11 protein-coding genes and 1 pseudogene are annotated in these 19,020 nt (G+C 40.5%); all 12 read left to right on the top strand.

Annotated elements, in window-relative coordinates:
* Nucleotides 1-268: 268 nt before the first annotated feature.
* The 12 genes and pseudogenes from WKT12_RS09285 (at nucleotide 269) to WKT12_RS09340 (ending at nucleotide 18,897) form a co-directional block, all read left to right on the top strand.
* Nucleotides 269-1,159, top strand: a complete 891-nt coding sequence (locus tag WKT12_RS09285; protein ID WP_021972009.1) for an AraC family transcriptional regulator — start codon at nucleotides 269-271, stop codon at nucleotides 1,157-1,159.
* A gap of 262 nt (nucleotides 1,160-1,421) precedes the next feature.
* A complete protein-coding gene (locus tag WKT12_RS09290; RefSeq protein ID WP_340319510.1) occupies nucleotides 1,422-2,381 on the top strand; it encodes a glycoside hydrolase family 5 protein in 960 nt (319 codons plus the stop codon).
* A gap of 288 nt (nucleotides 2,382-2,669) precedes the next feature.
* Nucleotides 2,670-3,974, top strand: a complete 1,305-nt coding sequence (locus tag WKT12_RS09295) for a glycoside hydrolase 5 family protein (protein ID WP_340319511.1) — start codon at nucleotides 2,670-2,672, stop codon at nucleotides 3,972-3,974.
* Nucleotides 3,975-4,236: 262 nt separating this feature from the next.
* Nucleotides 4,237-7,509: pseudogene (locus WKT12_RS09300) on the top strand (SusC/RagA family TonB-linked outer membrane protein).
* A gap of 13 nt (nucleotides 7,510-7,522) precedes the next feature.
* Complete coding sequence (locus WKT12_RS09305) at nucleotides 7,523-9,238, top strand: RagB/SusD family nutrient uptake outer membrane protein (protein ID WP_340319512.1); 1,716 nt, start codon at nucleotides 7,523-7,525, stop codon at nucleotides 9,236-9,238.
* Between the two features lie 16 nt (nucleotides 9,239-9,254).
* Nucleotides 9,255-10,517, top strand: coding sequence for a glycan-binding surface protein (locus WKT12_RS09310; RefSeq protein ID WP_340319513.1), 1,263 nt, complete (start codon nucleotides 9,255-9,257; stop codon nucleotides 10,515-10,517).
* A 17-nt stretch (nucleotides 10,518-10,534) separates the two neighbouring features.
* Nucleotides 10,535-12,436: an IPT/TIG domain-containing protein gene (locus tag WKT12_RS09315; RefSeq protein WP_340319514.1), complete on the top strand. Its 1,902-nt coding sequence runs from the start codon at nucleotides 10,535-10,537 to the stop codon at nucleotides 12,434-12,436.
* Nucleotides 12,437-12,450: 14 nt separating this feature from the next.
* Nucleotides 12,451-13,800, top strand: coding sequence for a glycosyl hydrolase (locus tag WKT12_RS09320; protein ID WP_340319515.1), 1,350 nt, complete (start codon nucleotides 12,451-12,453; stop codon nucleotides 13,798-13,800).
* A gap of 183 nt (nucleotides 13,801-13,983) precedes the next feature.
* On the top strand, nucleotides 13,984-15,093 hold the full coding sequence (locus tag WKT12_RS09325; RefSeq protein WP_445323132.1) for a glycoside hydrolase family 26 protein: 1,110 nt from the start codon (nucleotides 13,984-13,986) through the stop codon (nucleotides 15,091-15,093).
* 21 nt (nucleotides 15,094-15,114) lie between these two features.
* A complete protein-coding gene (locus WKT12_RS09330) occupies nucleotides 15,115-16,287 on the top strand; it encodes a glycoside hydrolase family 130 protein (protein WP_340319517.1) in 1,173 nt (390 codons plus the stop codon).
* Nucleotides 16,288-16,307: 20 nt separating this feature from the next.
* Nucleotides 16,308-17,705: an MFS transporter gene (locus tag WKT12_RS09335; protein WP_021972021.1), complete on the top strand. Its 1,398-nt coding sequence runs from the start codon at nucleotides 16,308-16,310 to the stop codon at nucleotides 17,703-17,705.
* The gene (locus tag WKT12_RS09340; RefSeq protein WP_340319518.1) at nucleotides 17,695-18,897 is read left to right on the top strand and encodes an AGE family epimerase/isomerase; all 1,203 of its coding nucleotides are present in this window, start codon (nucleotides 17,695-17,697) and stop codon (nucleotides 18,895-18,897) included. The genes WKT12_RS09335 and WKT12_RS09340 overlap by 11 nt, the downstream gene beginning before the upstream one ends.
* Nucleotides 18,898-19,020 lie beyond the last annotated feature (123 nt).

Genomic DNA, 19,020 nt, shown 5'->3' on the forward strand with positions numbered 1-19,020 from the left:
GGTGAACAGACTGATATGGTTTTATCTTATTCTTGTAGATAGGCCGTAATGAAAAAAATATTTCTCGAGGAGTGTCGATAATTTTTTGTACAAATTTTCTAAGTTTTTGTACAAATTTTCAGAAAAGTTCAGCAGGTTTTTCGGAAGGTCTTTTCATAAATATTTCTGGATTCGATAACTTTTTCTGGCTGCTTTTCTGAGATTTTTCTTGTATTCTTTGAACTATCATTTTATTTCGTATCTTTGTGACTGAAGAAAGATGAGTGCTATGGAAAAACAAGTCAATGAGAATTTCATACGTGAAATAACTCCTTTGTCGGATAAGGATTGCTTTTATATAGCCGACAGGCATAAAAAAGAGTTTACCTATCCGATGCATTCGCATCGGGAGTTCGAACTGAATTTTGTGGAGCATGCCTCGGGTGTGCGTCGTGTTGTCGGTGATTCTGCTGAAGTAATAGGCGATTATGATTTGGTGCTGATTACAAGTCCTGATCTGGAGCATGTATGGGAACAGAATACCTGCACGTCGTCGGATATCAGAGAGATAACCATTCAGTTTGTCCCTTCTTTTATGAGCGGACTGATAGAAACCAATCAGTTCGATATGATTCGTAAGATGCTGGACAAGGCGCAGTATGGATTGTGTTTTCCGATAGATGCGGTGATGAAAGTATATTCGCTTATCGACAAGCTTCCTGAGATGAAAGGCTTTTATGCGGTAGTGCACTTCCTGACTTTATTGTATGAACTTTCCCTTTTTACTGATCAGGCACGTACGTTGTCGAGCTCTTCATTCGCAAAAATAGAAGTCCATTCTGACAGCAGGCGGGTACAAAAGGTGCAGGATTACATTGGGAAGCATTATCAGGAAGAAATCAGACTGGGAGTGCTTGCTGATATGGTAGGTATGACAGAAGTTTCTTTCAGCCGTTTCTTCAAGTTGCGTACCGGAAAGAACCTGTCGGATTACATTATCGATCTGCGTTTGGGGCATGCCACCCGTTTACTGGTGGATTCTACGATGGCGATTGCGGAAATCTGCTATGAATGTGGATTTAATAATTTGTCGAACTTCAATCGTATATTCAAGAAGAAGAAAAACTGTTCTCCTAAGGAGTTCAGAGATAACTATCGGAAGAAGCGCACTATTATATAATAAAGGTGAATCTTTGGCGGAAGCGGCTTTCTCTTTTGTTTTGCAACAAGACATAAAGGAGAAAGCCGTTTTTGTGTAATTATCATTTGAGGGGGGAGGATTATCGTTTCGTTAGAGTTTGTATAAGATTTGAAACTTTTTGTTTTTTACGTAGATGAATAAAATATGATAAGATTGTATTGCTTTTTCATTTAATTGTAGCTTAACTTTGCTATCAGTTAATCGGGATAGAACATCTTCAAACTGAAATGCTATGAATCGGATGAAAATAAGAAAAAGGACTTCTTCGTTTAGGATTTGTCTGGCGCTGTGTGCCGTATTATTATGTGTCAATGTTTCCGTATGTGCAGCGGTCGATCGTTTGTTGGTTAAAGGAACTTCCCTGGTAAATGAACAAGGAGATACCGTTGTCTTGAAAGGTGTCAGTCTGGGATGGCATAACTGGTGGCCACGTTTTTATAATTCTTCTGCAGTAAAGGAATTGAAAGAACAATGGCATTGTACGTTGCTGCGTGCTGCAATGGGCGTAGAACCGGAGGGAGCTTATCTTACAAATCGTCAGAAAGCCTTGGAGTGTATGACTACAGTGGTAGACGCCGCTATTGAAAATGATATGTATGTGATAGTAGACTGGCATAGCCATGGCTTACGGACCGAAGAAGCTAAGGTTTTTTTCAGGGAGATGGCTTCCCGGTATAAGGGTGTTCCGAATGTAATATACGAGGTCTTTAATGAACCTGTAAAAGATTCTTGGAAAAAAGTGAAAAAATACGCGGAAGAGGTTATCGGTTGTATCCGTACCGTCGATAGCGAAGCTTTGATTTTAGTCGGTACTCCTCATTGGGATCAGGATATACATCTGGCAGCAGACAATCCGATTCAGAATGTATCGAATATAATGTATACATTACATTTCTATGCGGCTTCTCATAAAGAGTGGTTACGTGAACGTGCCGATTATGCTTTGAAGAAAGGATTGCCTGTTTTTGTTTCGGAATGTGCCGGGATGGAAGCAAACGGCAACGGTGAAATTGATATGAAGGAGTGGAATCTGTGGTTGTCGTGGATGAAAAAACATGCTGTCAGTTGGGCTGCCTGGTCGATTGCGGATAAAGATGAAACTTGCTCCATGCTTTATCCTTCGGCACCGGATGCCGGATGGGCAGATAAAGATATCAAAGAGTGGGGGCATGTTGTAAAGCATACGTTGCTGGCTAAGTAGTATTTGCCGGTGATGTCGTTGCTTGTCTGTTTTTCAGACCGTATAAAATATATTCGAAGTTAAAGTTTATTTTTTATTGTATGGTTAGTATTTAAAGGTAAATATTGTAAGGATAATGGGCAAAGGTGTTGGTTATTGTGAAGTAACCAGCGCCTTTACTTGTATAAATCAGGTTGTGTGAGCCTGGAAAAAGGGAAGGGGACAAATGTAAATTATTGGATAAAATTATATCATCTTTGTGTGCTGTTTCCCCTTAAATTTGCATTGATGAAAATAAATCTAATAGATATGAGAAAGCTAAATTTAATTGTATCGCTGGTGTTGGTGCTGGTTGCTGTTTCGTGTACCACGCCATCAAAAAATCAAGAGGGAAGCAATTTTGTACGCGTAGAGAACGGACATTTTCTCCGAAATGGGAAACCGTATTATTATGTCGGAACAAATTTCTGGTACGGTGCCATTCTTGGCTCAGAAGGTCAGGGAGGAAATCGTCAGCGTTTGTGTCGTGAGTTGGATTCACTGAAGAGTCTTGGCATTGACAACTTACGTATCCTGGTTGGATCTGATGGTGAAAGGGGGGTATCGGCTAAGGTGGAGCCAACTCTTCAGGTGGCTCCGGGTGTCTACAATGATACGATTTTTGCTGGATTAGATTATCTGCTTGCCGAAATGTCGAAGCGTGATATGCTTGCAGTGCTTTATTTAAATAATTCCTGGGAGTGGAGTGGAGGTTACGGTCAGTATCTTCAATGGGCAGGTTATGGTAAAGCTCCAGCTCCGGCTGCCGACGGATATGCTGCTTATATGAAATTTGCCGGACAATTTGTTTGTTCGGATACAGCACAAGCTCTTTATGCTAACTATGTAAAAGATGTAATTAGCCGTACCAACCGTTATACCAAGGTACGTTATATAGACGATCCTACTATCATGTCGTGGCAGATAGGTAACGAACCTCGTGCTTTTGTAGAAGAGTATAAGGAAAGTTTCGCCAACTGGATAAGTAAGGCTGCTGCTTTGATAAAATCGCTGGATCCGAATCACCTGGTGTCTACCGGCAGTGAAGGTAAGTGGGGATGTGAAATGGATATGAATCTGTTTGAAAGAATTCATGCTGATGCAAACGTCGACTATCTGAATATTCATATCTGGCCTTATAACTGGGGTTGGGCTCCGAAGGATAGCTTGCAGGAGAACTTGGAAAAGGCTAAACAAAATTCTAAGTCATATATCGACGAACACCTGGCAATTGCAAAGAAGTATCAGAAACCTTTGGTGATGGAAGAATTCGGATATCCGAGAGACGGATTCCGTTTTGACAAGTCTTCTCCGGTTACGGCACGTGATGCTTATTATAAGTATATTTTTGATTTGGTAGTACAGCATGCGGCTTCTCATTCATTGTTTGCCGGTTGTAATTTTTGGGGATGGGGTGGCTTGGCCAATCCGTCTACAGAACATGAATATTGGAAACCGGGCGATGATTATACTGGTGATCCCGCTCAGGAGCAGCAGGGATTGAATTCTGTGTTTGCTTCGGATAGCAGTACGATTGCTTTGATAAAAACTTTTTGTAGGAAGCTTAAAAAATAATATTTGTATCGCATAGCTTCTTAATTGATGTAATATCATTTTACTTATTTGTGAAATAATATTGGCTATAAATAATCCTTGTCTTTACTATATCAGTTCTTGATAAAAAAGTATTATTTACTACGTTATATAATTTTTATTTTTGCAGTAATGAAAATACATATAAGTATGAGTTAAGTCTGATATTGTGTAAAGAACAATGATTTTGTTGACTTTTTATCTGGGTCTGATAAATAGAATTTTATTAATCAAAAAGAATATCATGGATAGGAATGTAAGGAAATGCGTACTGATTGCTGGTGCATTTGCAGCCATTTCGATGGGGAATACACATCAGCTATGGGCTTCTGAAGCTCATTTATCAGAGATTGCGCAGCAAACTAAAAAACAAATTAAAGGAAAGGTAGTTGATGCTACTGGTGAAACTGTTATTGGTGCTAATGTTCTTGAAAAAGGTACGACAAATGGAGTGATAACTGATTTTGATGGAAATTTTGTATTGAATGTATCTGCTGGAGCTACACTTGAAATTTCTTATATCGGCTATGTAACACAAACTATTAAAATAACCAACCAGACTTCTTTGAACATTGTGCTGAAAGAAGATTCAGAAACGTTGGATGAAGTTGTCGTTGTCGGATATGGAACAATGAAAAAAAGTGATCTTTCTGGTGCATCTGTTTCTGTGGGGGAAGATGCAATAAAAGGATCTGTCATTACGAACTTGGATCAGTCTTTGCAGGGACGTGCTGCAGGTGTGTCGGCTGTAACAACTTCTGGAGCACCGGGATCTTCTTCTTCAATTCGCGTACGTGGACAAGCTACAATTAATTCGAATGCGGAACCTTTGTATGTAATCGATGGTGTGATTGTACAAGGAGGTGGTTCGTCGGGTGCAGACTTTGGATTGGGTGATGCATTGGGTAACGGTTCTGTTTCTACCATTTCTCCTTTGTCTACTATAAATCCTTCGGATATCGTTTCAATGGAGATTTTGAAGGATGCTTCGGCAACGGCTATTTATGGCGCTCAAGGTGCGAATGGAGTTGTCTTGATTACAACGAAACGAGGAAAAGCTGGTGAAGCCAAGTTTACTTATGACGGTATGTTGGCTGTACAGCGTCAGACAAAGCGTCTGGACATGATGAATTTGCGTGAGTTTGCCAGTTTTTATAATGACTTCGTCGATACGGGTGAACTGGAAAAGAGCTCTACCTATGCCGATCCTTCTTTGTTGGGTGTTGGTACAAACTGGCAAGATGCCGTATTCCGTACAGCATTGCAGCATCAGCATCAGATTTCGGCATAAGGCGGTACCGATAAGGTAAAATATTATGTTTCGGGATCTTATATGGATCAGGATGGTACATTGATAGGTTCCAGCTTTAACCGTTATTCGTTTCGTACAAATCTGGATGCACAATTGAAATCGTGGTTAAAGATTGGACTGAATGCCACTTATTCTTCTACCAAAGATGATTTGAAGTTGGCCGATAGTGACCAAGGTATCATCAGTTATTCATTGCAGACAGTACCGGATATTCCTATTTATGATATCGATGGTAACTATTCATCTATTGTACGTGAAGGATATACTAGTCCGAATCCGATTGCAATGGCTATGATGGATCAGATTCTGTTGTACCGCCAGAAATTGACAGGTAGTATTTTTGCAGACGTAACTTTGATGAAGAATCTAACCTGGCATACAGAATTTGGTTATGATATCAGTTACAACAAAGGTGAGCGTTATCAGCCGAAAGTAGATTTAGGAAATTGGAAGCGTGATAGTAACTCTAGCTCTATACAAAAAAATAATAGTACATTCTGGCAATTGAAAAACTATGTAACTTATAATGGTCAGATTGATAAGCATAGCTTCACTGCAATGTTAGGGCAAGAATGCTGGGAGTCTAATTATGATTATACTTCGGTTGCCAATACTAATTTACCTTCGGATATAGTTCATAATCCTGCATTGGGTACAGGCACTCCGTCTATTAATGCTGGATTTGGTAGTTCGGCGATGGCTTCTTTCTTTACTCGTCTGACATACAACTATGCAGATAGATATTTGGCTACCTATACTTATCGTTACGATGGTTCATCGAATTTCGGACCTGATAATCGTTGGGCTGGTTTCCATGCCGTAGCTGGATCTTGGCGTTTCTCTAATGAAAAATTCTTTGAGCCTTTAACCAATGTGATTAGTAATGGTAAACTGCGTCTTGGATGGGGACAAACTGGTAATTCGAATATTGGCGGATACCGATGGGGAGCAAGTATGTCGAGAATGCCGACCGGATTGGGATTAGGTTATCGCCAGTCTAATATTGCAAACTTGGGAGTCAAATGGGAAACTCAGGAACAAGTTAATGTGGGTATTGATTTAGGCTTTTTCCACGAAAGAGTAAATTTGGTTGTCGACTGGTATAAAAAGGTTTCTAAAGATATGTTGATGTCTTTGCAACTTCCTTCTTATATGGGTACGTCGGGAAATGCTTCTTCTGCTTTGGCTGCACCGATGGGAAACTATGGTGATATCGAAAATAAAGGTTGGGAAATCTCTTTGAATACTCATCCGCTTGTTGGAGCTTTTGAATGGGATTCAGATTTTCAGATTTCATTTAATAGAAATAAATTGCGTGCACTCGATGGCACGGCCAATGCTCAAATCGTAGGATATGGTCAGTGGAGTGATGTAGTGAGTGTGACTAATGTAGGCGAATCATTATATAATTTCTATGGTTATGTATGTGATGGTGTATACGAAGATTTAGAAGATTTGCAGACATCAGCTAAACCTGTCAAATATCCGGCTAATGGTGTGTTTAACAGAACCAATACAGTTTGGGTTGGTGATATTAAATATAAGGATCTGAATGGCGATGGAGTTATTGATGAAAATGATAGAACTAATATAGGTTCTCCGCTGCCTAAGTTTACTTTTGGGTGGACTAATACATTTAGATATAAGAATTTTGATTTGTCTTTGTTTATAAATGGTTCATATGGGAATAAGGTATATAACTATCTTGGCATGAAGTTAACGCATATGAATTCACCTTGGAGTAACCAGTTGAGTTCTGTTTTGGACCGTGCACAAATTGTTCCTATAGATCCTAATAAAGATTATGCGGCAGGTGTAGTGGTCAATGGCGTGACTGTATATAATTGGTATGATGATATTACTAATGTACGTGTTGTAAATGCTGGTACAACTGTCCCTCGTGCTTCCATACAAGATCCTAATGATAACGACCGTATTAGTGATCGTTATGTAGAAGATGGTTCATATATTCGTTTGAAAAATATCACTTTGGGATACACGTTCCCTGGAAAGATGATAAAGAAATGGGGACTGGATAATCTTCGTATATATGCAAATATCCAAAACTTGTTGACAATTACAGGTTATGATGGTTATGATCCGGAAATTGGAGCCAGCACTGCAAGTGCGAATGTTTATGGTTTGGATAATGGTCGTTATCCTTCTCCTACTGTTTATTCTTTCGGATTGAATGTTTCTTTCTAAAAAAACGATGGTTATGAAATTGAATAATATAAAATATTGGGCTTTAGCAGCCGTCTTAGGTATCAATTTATCTTCTTGTGATGATTTCTTGGATCGTCCGGCAGAAGATTCATACAATGTCGATAACTTTTATCAGAACGATGAGCAATGCTTTCAGGGAGTAAATCCTTTGTATAACTCTCCCTGGTTTGATTTTCAACGCGGTTTCTTTAAAGTAGGTGAGGTGCTGGCTGGTAATTACTATTGGGGCTCTTCTCCATATTTGACCTTTACTGTGAATGGTACAGATGAAGATTTGATAAATATGTCTTATTCTTTGTGGTCGGTAAATGCGTATGCAAATACAATTCGGGAAAGACTTCTGTCTGCTACAGTTTCAGATCAGACAAAGAATACGTGCATCGGTGAATGTCTGGTATGGAAGGCTATGGCTTACTTTTATCTGGTACGTACTTTCGGAGCAGTACCTATCGTTCACAGTAACTCTTCGGATATAGCGGAAGGCAACTACAATGAAAAATATAAGGTACAGATTCCAGATGTTTATGAGTACATTGTTATGACACTGGAAAAGGCAATAGAACTGTTACCTCCTTCAAATTCGGAGGGGCGTATCGATCAGTATACTGCTAAAGGTTTGCTGGCTAAGGTTTATCTTACTAAGTCGGGCTATGGAATGAACGGATCGAGAAATGAAGATGACTTACGTCAGGCTGCGGCTTATGCGAAAGATGTTATTGATAATTCAGGCAGACATTTGTTGGAGAACTATTCAGATGTATTCCGTCTGGCAAACAATTTCAATGAAGAGTGTCTGTTATCATGGCACTGGTCGGCTTCTTCTGATGCTTGGACTTGTCAGAATGCCTTACAGTCGGATTTGGCGATAACTGGTTTCGATGAATTTGGTGACTGTTGGGGAGGGTATAACGGACCGTCCGTCGATTTGCAAGATGCTTTTGGTGAGAATGCTTTAAGTCCGACACGTTATAATGGCGATGCACGTCGTAAAGCAACGATGATGATGTGTGGTGATGTTTATGAATATTTTTGGCAAGATAAAGGTGGTTTCAATTATATCAACTTCATTTATGATACAGATAATTTAGGTGGTCCGGGTACTTATCAAAGTGCAACAGGAGCAAATGAAGTAAAACAGTTGTATGGTAATGCCAATGACCATTTGACGGCAACTGGGGTATCTGCTTCATCTCAACACAGTCAATTGAGTACTCATCTGTTACGCTTGTCGGATGTATATTTAATCTATGCAGAAGCTGTAATTGGTAATAATGGTTCAACTACTGATGCCTCTGCAATTGATGCTTTTTATCAAGTACGTCATAGAGCTATCAGTACATACGAACGTCCTTCCGTCATTACGTGGGAAGATGTATGGAAAGAACGTCGTTTGGAGTTAGCTTGTGAGGGAGATCGTTGGTATGACTATGTTCGTTTGTCTTATTATGATCCACAAAGAGCAATAGATGAATTGACGAACCAACGCCGTGATGTTTATTATGGCTTGGATGATTTGTATAAAACATATTATCAGACTGGTACTTTTACCGTAAATCCGGAAGAACATCGGTATAATCCTACCGCAGTCAAACCTAATGTTACTATTTCAAGCTTTACATTGCCGTTTCCTACAGAAGATGTTGTCTTTAATCCTCATCTGATGGAAGACCCGATTCATGTGGATGTACGAAGTGAGTATAGTTATTAATAAAAATAGAAGTAAAATGAAAGCAATACTAAGATATATAAAAGGCTTGGTTATGATTGGAGCTATTATCTCTGGAATGGTAGTAACTTCATGTGAAGATGAACCAGATAAATATGAAATATCAGATGGACTTCCTACTGTAAAATACATACGTATGACAGATCCGGAGGTAGCCGATTCATTGATAACAGGAGCTTATATGGCAAATACGATTTGTTTGGTTGGCGAAAATCTGAGAAGTGTTTATGAACTTTATTTCAACGATCAGAAAGCGATTCTGAATACAAGTTTGATTACGGACAATACTTTGATTGTGGATATTCCTTCCACAATACCGAGTGTGGTTACCAATAAGATTTATTTGACTAATAAGAATCATGAAACTGTAACCTATGATTTCAATGTATTGGTTCCGGCACCGAAAATAACTTCTATGTCGAACGAATATGCTCAACCGGGTACGGTTGCTACAATTTATGGAGATTATTTTATCGATGACCCGAATGTCCCATTATCAATAGAAATAGGAAATGTTCCAGTTACAGAAATAACTGACTTGACGAGAAATGCTGTTAGTTTCGTTATACCCGATGGGGCTGAAATGGGATACATTAATGTGGAATCTATTTATGGAACCGGACAGTCTACTTTCCGTTATATGGAGCGTGATGGTATTTTGTTCGACTTTGATGATGATGGCGATGATGCTATAGCAAAAGATAACGGTTGGCATGCAGCAACTATTGGCACATTGGACAAGGTTACTTCATTGGATGGTAATTATTTGATTTTCCAGGGCGATCTGGATAACGGTGCTTGGAATGATACTGACTTTGCTTTTGAATATTGGCCTTATGGAGATGAAGCTACTCCTTATCTGAATACATTGGTCGATTTTGAAGACTTGAGTAATTTGCAATTGAAGTTTGAAGTAAATGTACCCGACGCTTGGAGCGCATGTGCTATGCAGGTATTGCTCACAACAAATAACGAGGTAAGCGGAAATAATATGAACAATACCTTCTTTCAAGGTGATACTTTCCCGCGTGCTTTGTGGATTCCATGGCAGTCTACAGGAAGTTATACTACTACCGGATGGACAACGGTAACGATTCCTTTATCTGATTTCCGTTATGGTGCTTCTGGTATTTCGATTTCTCCGTTGTCGGCAACAGATATTACTGGTTTGACTTTATTTGTATGGAACGGGGGAGTAACTGGAACAGCTTGTTCTCCAACTATCTGTATCGATAATATCCGAGTTGTTCCTATTTATTAATCAAAAAATGAATTACAATGAAAACAAATAAATTGTCGGTGCTTTGCTTGGCAGGAGCACTTTTATTGACAGGCGTTTCTTTTACTTCATGTCTGAAAGGTGATGAAGTAGATACTAACCAGTATATAGGAGGAATAAGTTTAAATGTTTTCGGTCCGTCTCCTGTTGCACGTGGTGGTGAATTGAGATTCTTGGGAAGTGGTATGAACCAGGTGACGGCTGTTGTTCTTCCTGGATGTGCCGATATTACAGATATTAAGGTAATCAGTGATACGGAAATCCGTATCACTGTTCCTCAGGAAGCGCAACCGGGACTGGTTACTTTAAGAACTCCTAATGGAGATATTACAACGAAAACAGAGTTGACCTTTACGGAACCCATTTCGATAGACAACTTCACCCCGTCGGCTGTATTGCCGGGAGATGAGTTGACGATCGAAGGAGAGTATCTGAATCTGATTCATGAAGTTATTTTTGCGGATGAGGTGGTCGTATCGGAAGACAATTTTATTACGCATGAACGTAATACGATACAGCTGGTTGTCCCTCAAGAGGCTCAAACCGGACAGATTATTCTGTCTGATGGTGAAGAACTGCCTAATTTGATTTATTCAGAAGATGAATTAGTAGTGACCCTGCCTTCTGTAGAGAATGTTGTAAATAAGGAGAATGCTAAGCCGGGAGATTTGGTCGAAATATCAGGACAACATCTTGATTTAGTTCGTCAGGTGATAATGCCCGATGGAACGGAAGTCGAATTTACGTTGAATAATTCAACCGAAATAACGTTTGCATTACCAGAAAATACCTCCGATGGGGATATTGTTGCTGTACCTGCTTCGGGAGTAGAAGTTGTTGTTGCTCATGTAAGCATGGCTGTACCGACAGATGTTGCTGCTGCTCCTGCTTCGGGTCTTAGAGGAGGAGATGAAATTGTTCTGACTGGTACTAATCTGGATGTTGTTACTGATTTATCTTTCCCTGGAGTTGATGAAGCGATTGTACCGACAGCTCAGTCGGAACATGAACTGAAAGTTGTTATGCCTGAAATGGCACAAAGTGGTAATCTTATATTGAATACGAAGAGTGGCAAACAAGTTAGTGTAACAATTGAAACATTGAAACCGCAGGTAGAGAGCTATACTCCTTCCTCTGTTCCGGCTGGTGAAAGTTTGCAGATAAATGGTCAAAATCTGGATTTGGTTGCTTCAGTAACATTCAACGGCGGACAGACGGTAGAAGTTACTTCTCCTTCGGTACAACGCCTGTCTGTAGTTGTTCCAATGCAGGCTGAAACGGGTAATATTGTTTTGAATATGCATAATGGAGAGCAGGTAGAAGCTCCCTCACTTTCCATCTCGAAACCTCAGTGCTGTTATCTTGTAAATGTCCCTGATAAAGTTGAAGCAGGAGCCTTGTTGGAATTGGATGTTGCCAACGGAGATAAGCTGGAACGAGTTATGATAGCAGGAAATCAAGTTCAATTTATTTTACGCGATACGAAGTTATTGATTTCTTTACCTGCCGATGTCGTTGGTTCCGTAAATCTGGATTTGATTTCTTCGAATGGTACAATTTCTTATCCGCTTGAAATTATAGGTTCTATGGGGACACTTATTTTTGAAGGTCCGCTGGATACAGGTTCATGGTCTAGTTACGCACAGATACCATCCGCTTCATTCGCAGCGGCTCAGGTAGGACAGGTGATTACCGTAGTCGTTTCCGATTTGAAATCTGGAGCACAAGGATCATTTAAGAATGGTAGTACTTGGGGAGCTATTGCTCCAGGCATGGAGTATTTTACTATTGATGGAAATTTTTCATTGACAATAACTCAGGATGTCTTGACTCAGTTGCAGGCTGGAGGTTTAATTGTTAGCGGACAGAATTATACAATCGAATCAGTTTATATTAAATAATAAGTTATAAAAGTATGAATAAGATCTATATATATTTGTTGCTAATAGCAGCATTGTTTACTACGCTTTCATGCTCAACGGAGGTAGAGCATGAAATAGCGCAGGTTGCATCTCCGACACTGGTTTCTTCTACTCCTGCATCTGGTACTACTGGAATAAAGGCGGGAAATGTGACAATCAGTTTGACTTACGATAAGAACGTTTTTTTCGCATCGCAGAAAAAAGATTTATTGTCGATTTCCAATGATGGAAGCATCGTGAGTGCTGACGTGATTGGTTCAAGCCCTACATTGGTCGTAGTCGTAAATTGTCCTTCTCGCAATACGACCTATACATTTTCTGTTCCGGAAGGATTGGTCACAGGTCCTAACTCAATGCCGGCTCCTGCTGTTGAGATTAGTTTTACTACTTTGGGGCTGGATGCTGAACCTGTTAACACATTGACAACCGAGGCTCAGAACGTATATAACTTCTTGCAGGAAACCTACGAACAGAAAACAATCTCGGGTATAATGGCCAATGTGGCATGGAATACGGAAGAGGCAGAACGAGTTTATAGTTGGACAGGAAAATATCCGGCACTGAATTGCTTTGATTATATTCATCTGAATGCTTCGGCAGCAGGAAGCTGGATTGATTATGGAGATATTACTCCTGTCAGAAACTGGTGGAATAATGGTGGGCTGGTTGCCGCTATGTGGCACTGGAATGTTCCTGTATCCGAAGGGAGCAGTGATGTCGCTTTTTATAAAGATCAGACTTCTTTTGATATAGATAACGCTTTTACCGAAGGAACATGGGAATATCAGACGATAAACAGTGATTTGGCAAAAGTTGCCGGTTATCTTAAATTACTGAAAGATGCCGGTATTCCAGTCATCTGGCGTCCACTTCATGAAGCTGCCGGTGGATGGTTCTGGTGGGGTAAAAATGCTGAGAGCTTTAAGAAGCTGTGGATTCAGATGTTTGATTATTTCAAGGCTCAGGGCTTGGATAACCTGATATGGGTATGGACAACTGAAACGGGTGATACAGATTGGTATCCGGGTGATCAGTATGTTGATATTATTGGTCGAGATCTGTATGGAAACGATGCGGCAGATTGTGCCTCTCAGTATCAGATGACGGTATCGGAGCATGGAAATAAGATGGTAACATTAAGTGAATGTGGAGCTAATATCGATGCTAATGCAGAGTTGGGCTTACTTTCTGAACAATGGAATGCAGGAGCCCGTTGGTTGTGGTTTATGCCATGGTATGACGGAGAAGGTGTTTCCTTATCGCATGCAAGTCAGGAATGGTGGCTGGATGCTATGTCGCAATCGTATGTGATCGCTCGTGAGTCGCTTCCGTCTTTTAAATGATATTGCTTTTTTATTTTTGAATATGAGGAGTGATCATGTGGAAACATGGTCACTCCTTTGTGTTTAGTACAATATAATATCTGAATGCTAAAAAGAAAGAACGTATATGTATATGTTAAGATTGTATCATTCCGTGGTATAAAATTTCTCTATCTTTGCTGATGTTAAATAATAAAACTAATCATTATGAAAATCTCGAAAGCTATAATTTCAACTATGATTATCGGCACTTGTCTAACTGCTTGCGGTACGCAACAAAAAAAACAATCTGACATGGAAAAAACACCAGAAGCATGTTCTATGCTAAAGATATTAAAGAAGCTTCCTCAGCAAAAACAATTTATGTTTGGTCATCACGACGATCCTATATACGGTATTGGTTGGGATGGAGATGAAAACCGGAGCGATGTGAAAAGTGTCTGCGGAGATTATCCTGCTATGATGTCTTTCGATTTGGGAAGAATGGAAATATATGGTAATAAGACTTTGGATAATGTTTCGGTAGACCGTATCCGGAAAGAGGTGATTGCACAATACGAGCGTGGAGGAATGTCCTCTATCAGTTGGCATGTAGACAATCCTGTTACAGGAAAAGATGCATGGGATGTAAGTGATTCTACTGTCGTTAAATCCATTTTGCCCGGAGGTGCCAACCATGACAAGTTTATTGGCTGGCTGGATAAGATAGCCGATTTCTTGAATTCGATACAGACTCCCGAAGGTGTGAAGGTTCCTGTATTATTCCGTCCTTGGCACGAACATACGGGAAGCTGGTTCTGGTGGGGAAAGAACTTGTGCTCTGCAGAAGATTACAAGGCTCTGTGGAAAATGACTTACGACCGTATGCAGGAAAAGGGAGCCACTCAGCTTTTATATGCTTATTCTCCGGGTACAGAACCTCAGGATTCTACAGAATATCTGGAACGTTATCCGGGAGATAGTATTATAGACCTGATAGGAGTAGATGCCTATCAGTTTGATAGAGATGCCTATATAAAGAGCCTGAATAATGCACTTACCATTGTATCACAAGTAAGCAAAGCACATCAGAAAGCAATGGCCGTAACCGAAACTGGATATGAAACGATTCCCGATTCACTTTGGTGGACACAGACACTGATGCCGGTTATAGAAAAATATCCGATAAGTTATGTACTGGTATGGAGAAATGCACGTGAAAAAGAAAATCATTTTTATGCACCTTACCCGGGACATCCGTCGGCTGCCGACTTTGTGAAATTTTACAATGACCCTCGTACATTGTTTGCCGGAGATATGAAAACAATAAAATAATTGATTATAAAACTAATTGCAATGAATGCGTTTGATGAGAAAGTAAAAAGATTGTTCGCTCAGTATGAAGAGTTGATTACTCGTAAAAATGAGCCTGTAGAAAAAACAAACGGAGTTTTTACTCGCTATAAATATCCGGTAGTGACGGCTGCCCATACACCTGTATTTTGGCGTTATGATCTTGACGAAAAAACGAATCCATATTTGATGGAACGTATCGGGATGAATGCTACGATGAATTCGGGGGCTATCAAGTGGAACGGAAAGTATTTATTGGTTGTGCGTGTAGAAGGTGCCGACCGTAAATCTTTTTTTGCTGTTGCCGAAAGCCCGAATGGAGTCGACAATTTCCGTTTCTGGGATTATCCCATTACGATGCCCGATGATGTAATACCTGCTACCAACATTTACGATATGCGTTTGACTGCCCATGAAGATGGCTGGATTTATGGCATTTTCTGTGCAGAACGTCACGACGACAATGCACCTGCCGGAGATTTGTCTTCAGCAACAGCAACGGCTGCCATCGCCCGGACCAAAGACTTGAAGACATGGGAACGTCTGCCGGACCTGAAATCAAAGAGTCAGCAGCGTAATGTTGTGCTTCATCCGGAGTTTGTCGACGGCAAGTATGCCTTCTATACTCGTCCACAGGATGGATTTATCGATGCCGGAAGCGGTGGAGGTATCGGCTGGGCGCTGGTAGACGATATTACTCATGCAGAGATCAAGGAAGAAAAAATTATCGATTGCCGTTACTATCATACCATCAAGGAAGTAAAGAACGGCGAAGGTCCTCATCCTATCAAGACACCAAAAGGATGGTTGCACTTGGCTCATGGTGTACGCGGCTGTGCTGCTGGTCTGCGTTATGTGCTTTATATGTATATGACTTCATTGGAAGATCCCAGCAAGCTGATTGCATCTCCGGGCGGTTACTTCATGGCTCCCGAAGGAGAAGAGCGTATTGGTGATGTTTCGAATGTATTGTTTACAAATGGCTGGATTGCCGACGAAGACGGAACGGTCTTTATATATTATGCTTCTTCCGATACACGTATGCATGTAGCTGTTTCTACTATTGACAAGTTGGTGGATTATTGTATGAATACTCCGCAGGATGGTTTGACTACTACAGCTTCAGTAGAAACCTTGAAGCACTTGATTGATAAAAACATGAAACTGATGAAATAATAAGGAAAGTAAGTACTACTATGATAAAGCTCACGGAAAAGATTGGTTATGGTTTTGGTGATATGGCTTCTTCCATGTTTTGGAAGTTGTTCGGTGCCTATTTGATGATATTTTACACGGATGTATTCGGGTTGCCTGCTGCTATGGTGGGAACAATGTTTTTGGTTACTCGAATATGGGATTCCGTATTCGATCCGATTGTCGGTGTGGTAGCCGATCGTACTTCCAGCCGATGGGGAAAATTTCGCCCATATTTGTTGTTCCTTGCCGTTCCGTTTGCCTTGATAGGAGTACTTACTTTTTATACACCTCCTTTCGGAGATATGGGGAAGCTGGTATATGCTTACATTACCTATTCATTGATGATGATGGTATATTCGGCTATCAATGTTCCTTATGCCTCATTGTTGGGAGTTATGAGTCCTGATCCGGCAGATCGTAATACGCTGTCTACATATCGTATGATGTTTGCTTATCTTGGCAGTTTTATTGCACTTTTGCTGTTCATGCCAATGGTAAATGTATTCAGCGGGCATAGTAAGGACCTGGGTGACCAGCAGTTTGGATGGTGCATGGCTGTAATTGTAATAGCCGTAATGTGCGCCTTGTTGTTCTTTGGATGTTTTGCCTGGACAAGAGAACGTGTAAAACCAATCAATGATAAGAAAACTTCGCTGAAAGACGATATAAGAGATTTGTTTCACAATAAGCCTTGGTGGATATTATTTGGTGCCGGAGTTGCGACTTTAGTCTTTAATTCTATTCGTGACGGGGCAGCCGTATATTATTTCAAGTATTTTGTGGTAGAAGATGAATATCGTTCTATTTCAGTGATGGGCGTATCGTTTGTTTTAAGTGGCCTATACCTTTCTATCGGGCAGATAGCCAATATCGTTGGAGTTATTTTGGCAGCTCCTATGAGTAACAAGGTAGGAAAGAAGAAAACATTCGCTCTTTCTATGCTGGTTGCTTCCGTATTGAGTGTCATATTCTTCTGGTTCGACAATGACGACCTGATGCTGATTTTTATCTTCCAGTGTCTGATCAGTATTTGTGCGGGTAGCATTTTCCCCTTACTCTGGTCTATGTATGCTGACTGTGCCGATTATTCGGAACTGAAGACAGGCAACCGTGCAACAGGACTGATATTTAGTGCTTCATCGATGAGCCAGAAATTCGGGTGGGCAATAGGTACGGCGGTTACCGGATGGCTGTTGTCTTTCTTCGGCTTTCAGGCCAATGCCGTTCAGAGTGCAGAAACGATCAATGGCATCAAGATGTTTTTAAGTTTGCTTCCTGCCATGGCAGCGTTTATATCCGTTCTTTTCATAGTTTGTTATCCGTTGGGTGAGCAGAAAATGAAAGGTATCATGGAACAATTGAATTTAAAACGAAAATCGAAAAAAGATGGACAATGAAAAGATAAGCCAGTTGTGTGCTGAAGTAAAGGCAGAGCTGGAAAATAATATACTTCCTTTTTGGATGACAAAGATGATTGACCGCGAACGCGGAGGTTTCTATGGTCGCATTACAGGAAACGATGTCTTGGAGGCATCAGCTTCGAAGGGAGCGATTCTGAATGCCCGTATTTTATGGACATTCTCTGCTGCCTACCGTCTGTTGGGAAAAGAAGAGTATCTGGAAACGGCTACTCGTGCCAAACGTTATCTGATTGACCATTTTTATGATGCTGAGTTTGGTGGCATTTATTGGGAGCTGGATTGTGAGGGAAAGCCGCTTGATACTAAGAAACAGATTTACGCCATAGGATTTGCTATTTACGGATTGAGTGAATATGTTCGTGCTACAGGCGATGCGGAAGCGCTGGATTACGCTAAACGTTTGTTTGAAGTAATCGAAAAATATAGCTTCGATGCTGATAAAAATGGCTATCTGGAAGCGCTTACCCGCGACTGGCATCCGATAGAGGACATGCGTCTGAGTGATAAAGACGAGAATGAGAAGAAAACCATGAATACGCATTTGCATATTCTGGAGCCTTATACCAATCTGTATCGTGTATGGAAAGATGAATATCTGAAGAAGCAGATTCGTAACTTGGTCAACTTGTTTCTGGATAAAATACTCGATGCAGACACTTACCACCTGAATTTGTTTTTTGAAGACGACTGGACCAATAAGTATCAGATTGTATCGTACGGACATGACATTGAGGCATCGTGGTTGATTCACGAAGCAGCTTTGGTCTTGGGCGATAAAGATTTGCTGGAAAAGGTAGAACCGGCTATTATAAAAATTGCGGCGGCAGCCGATGAAGGATTGAATCCGGATGGAAGCATGATTTATGAAAACTTTGTAAGTAAAGGCAAGGTAGACCGTGAACTGCACTGGTGGGTACAGGCAGAAAACGTGGTTGGTCACCTGAATCTCTATCAGCATTTTGCTGATCAGTCGGCATTGGAGAAAGCTTTGCGGTGCTGGAATTTTATCAAAAACCATTTGGTTGACAGAGAACACGGGGAGTGGCACTGGAGTTTATATGCCGACGGTACGGTCAATACCAAAGATGATAAGGCTGGCTTCTGGAAATGTCCTTATCATAACGGGCGTATGTGCATGGAAACACTGGAACGCTTCTGCAAAGCGTAGAGGATAATATCTTTTAGTGGAAATAGACATAAAACTCATCACTGTAAGGATCGGACCGATCGTTATGGTGATGAGATTATTAATACTCGGCATTGCAGGACTATTTTTTAGGCATCGACAAAA

The sequence above is a fragment of the Phocaeicola sp. HCN-6420 genome, from assembly GCF_037890145.1.
Taxonomy (GTDB): Bacteria; Bacteroidota; Bacteroidia; order Bacteroidales; family Bacteroidaceae; genus Phocaeicola.

Excerpts from the sequence above, each read along its gene's own strand:
- WKT12_RS09315 (WP_340319514.1), top strand. The coding sequence starts at position 10,535 with ATGAAAACAAATAAATTGTCGGTGCTTTGCTTGGCAGGAGCACTTTTA.
- WKT12_RS09285 (WP_021972009.1), top strand. The coding sequence starts at position 269 with ATGGAAAAACAAGTCAATGAGAATTTCATACGTGAAATAACTCCTTTG.
- WKT12_RS09305 (WP_340319512.1), top strand. The coding sequence starts at position 7,523 with ATGAAATTGAATAATATAAAATATTGGGCTTTAGCAGCCGTCTTAGGT.
- WKT12_RS09310 (WP_340319513.1), top strand. The coding sequence starts at position 9,255 with ATGAAAGCAATACTAAGATATATAAAAGGCTTGGTTATGATTGGAGCT.
- WKT12_RS09320 (WP_340319515.1), top strand. The coding sequence starts at position 12,451 with ATGAATAAGATCTATATATATTTGTTGCTAATAGCAGCATTGTTTACT.
- WKT12_RS09335 (WP_021972021.1), top strand. The coding sequence starts at position 16,308 with ATGATAAAGCTCACGGAAAAGATTGGTTATGGTTTTGGTGATATGGCT.
- WKT12_RS09340 (WP_340319518.1), top strand. The coding sequence starts at position 17,695 with ATGGACAATGAAAAGATAAGCCAGTTGTGTGCTGAAGTAAAGGCAGAG.
- WKT12_RS09330 (WP_340319517.1), top strand. The coding sequence starts at position 15,115 with ATGAATGCGTTTGATGAGAAAGTAAAAAGATTGTTCGCTCAGTATGAA.
- WKT12_RS09290 (WP_340319510.1), top strand. The coding sequence starts at position 1,422 with ATGAAAATAAGAAAAAGGACTTCTTCGTTTAGGATTTGTCTGGCGCTG.
- WKT12_RS09295 (WP_340319511.1), top strand. The coding sequence starts at position 2,670 with ATGAGAAAGCTAAATTTAATTGTATCGCTGGTGTTGGTGCTGGTTGCT.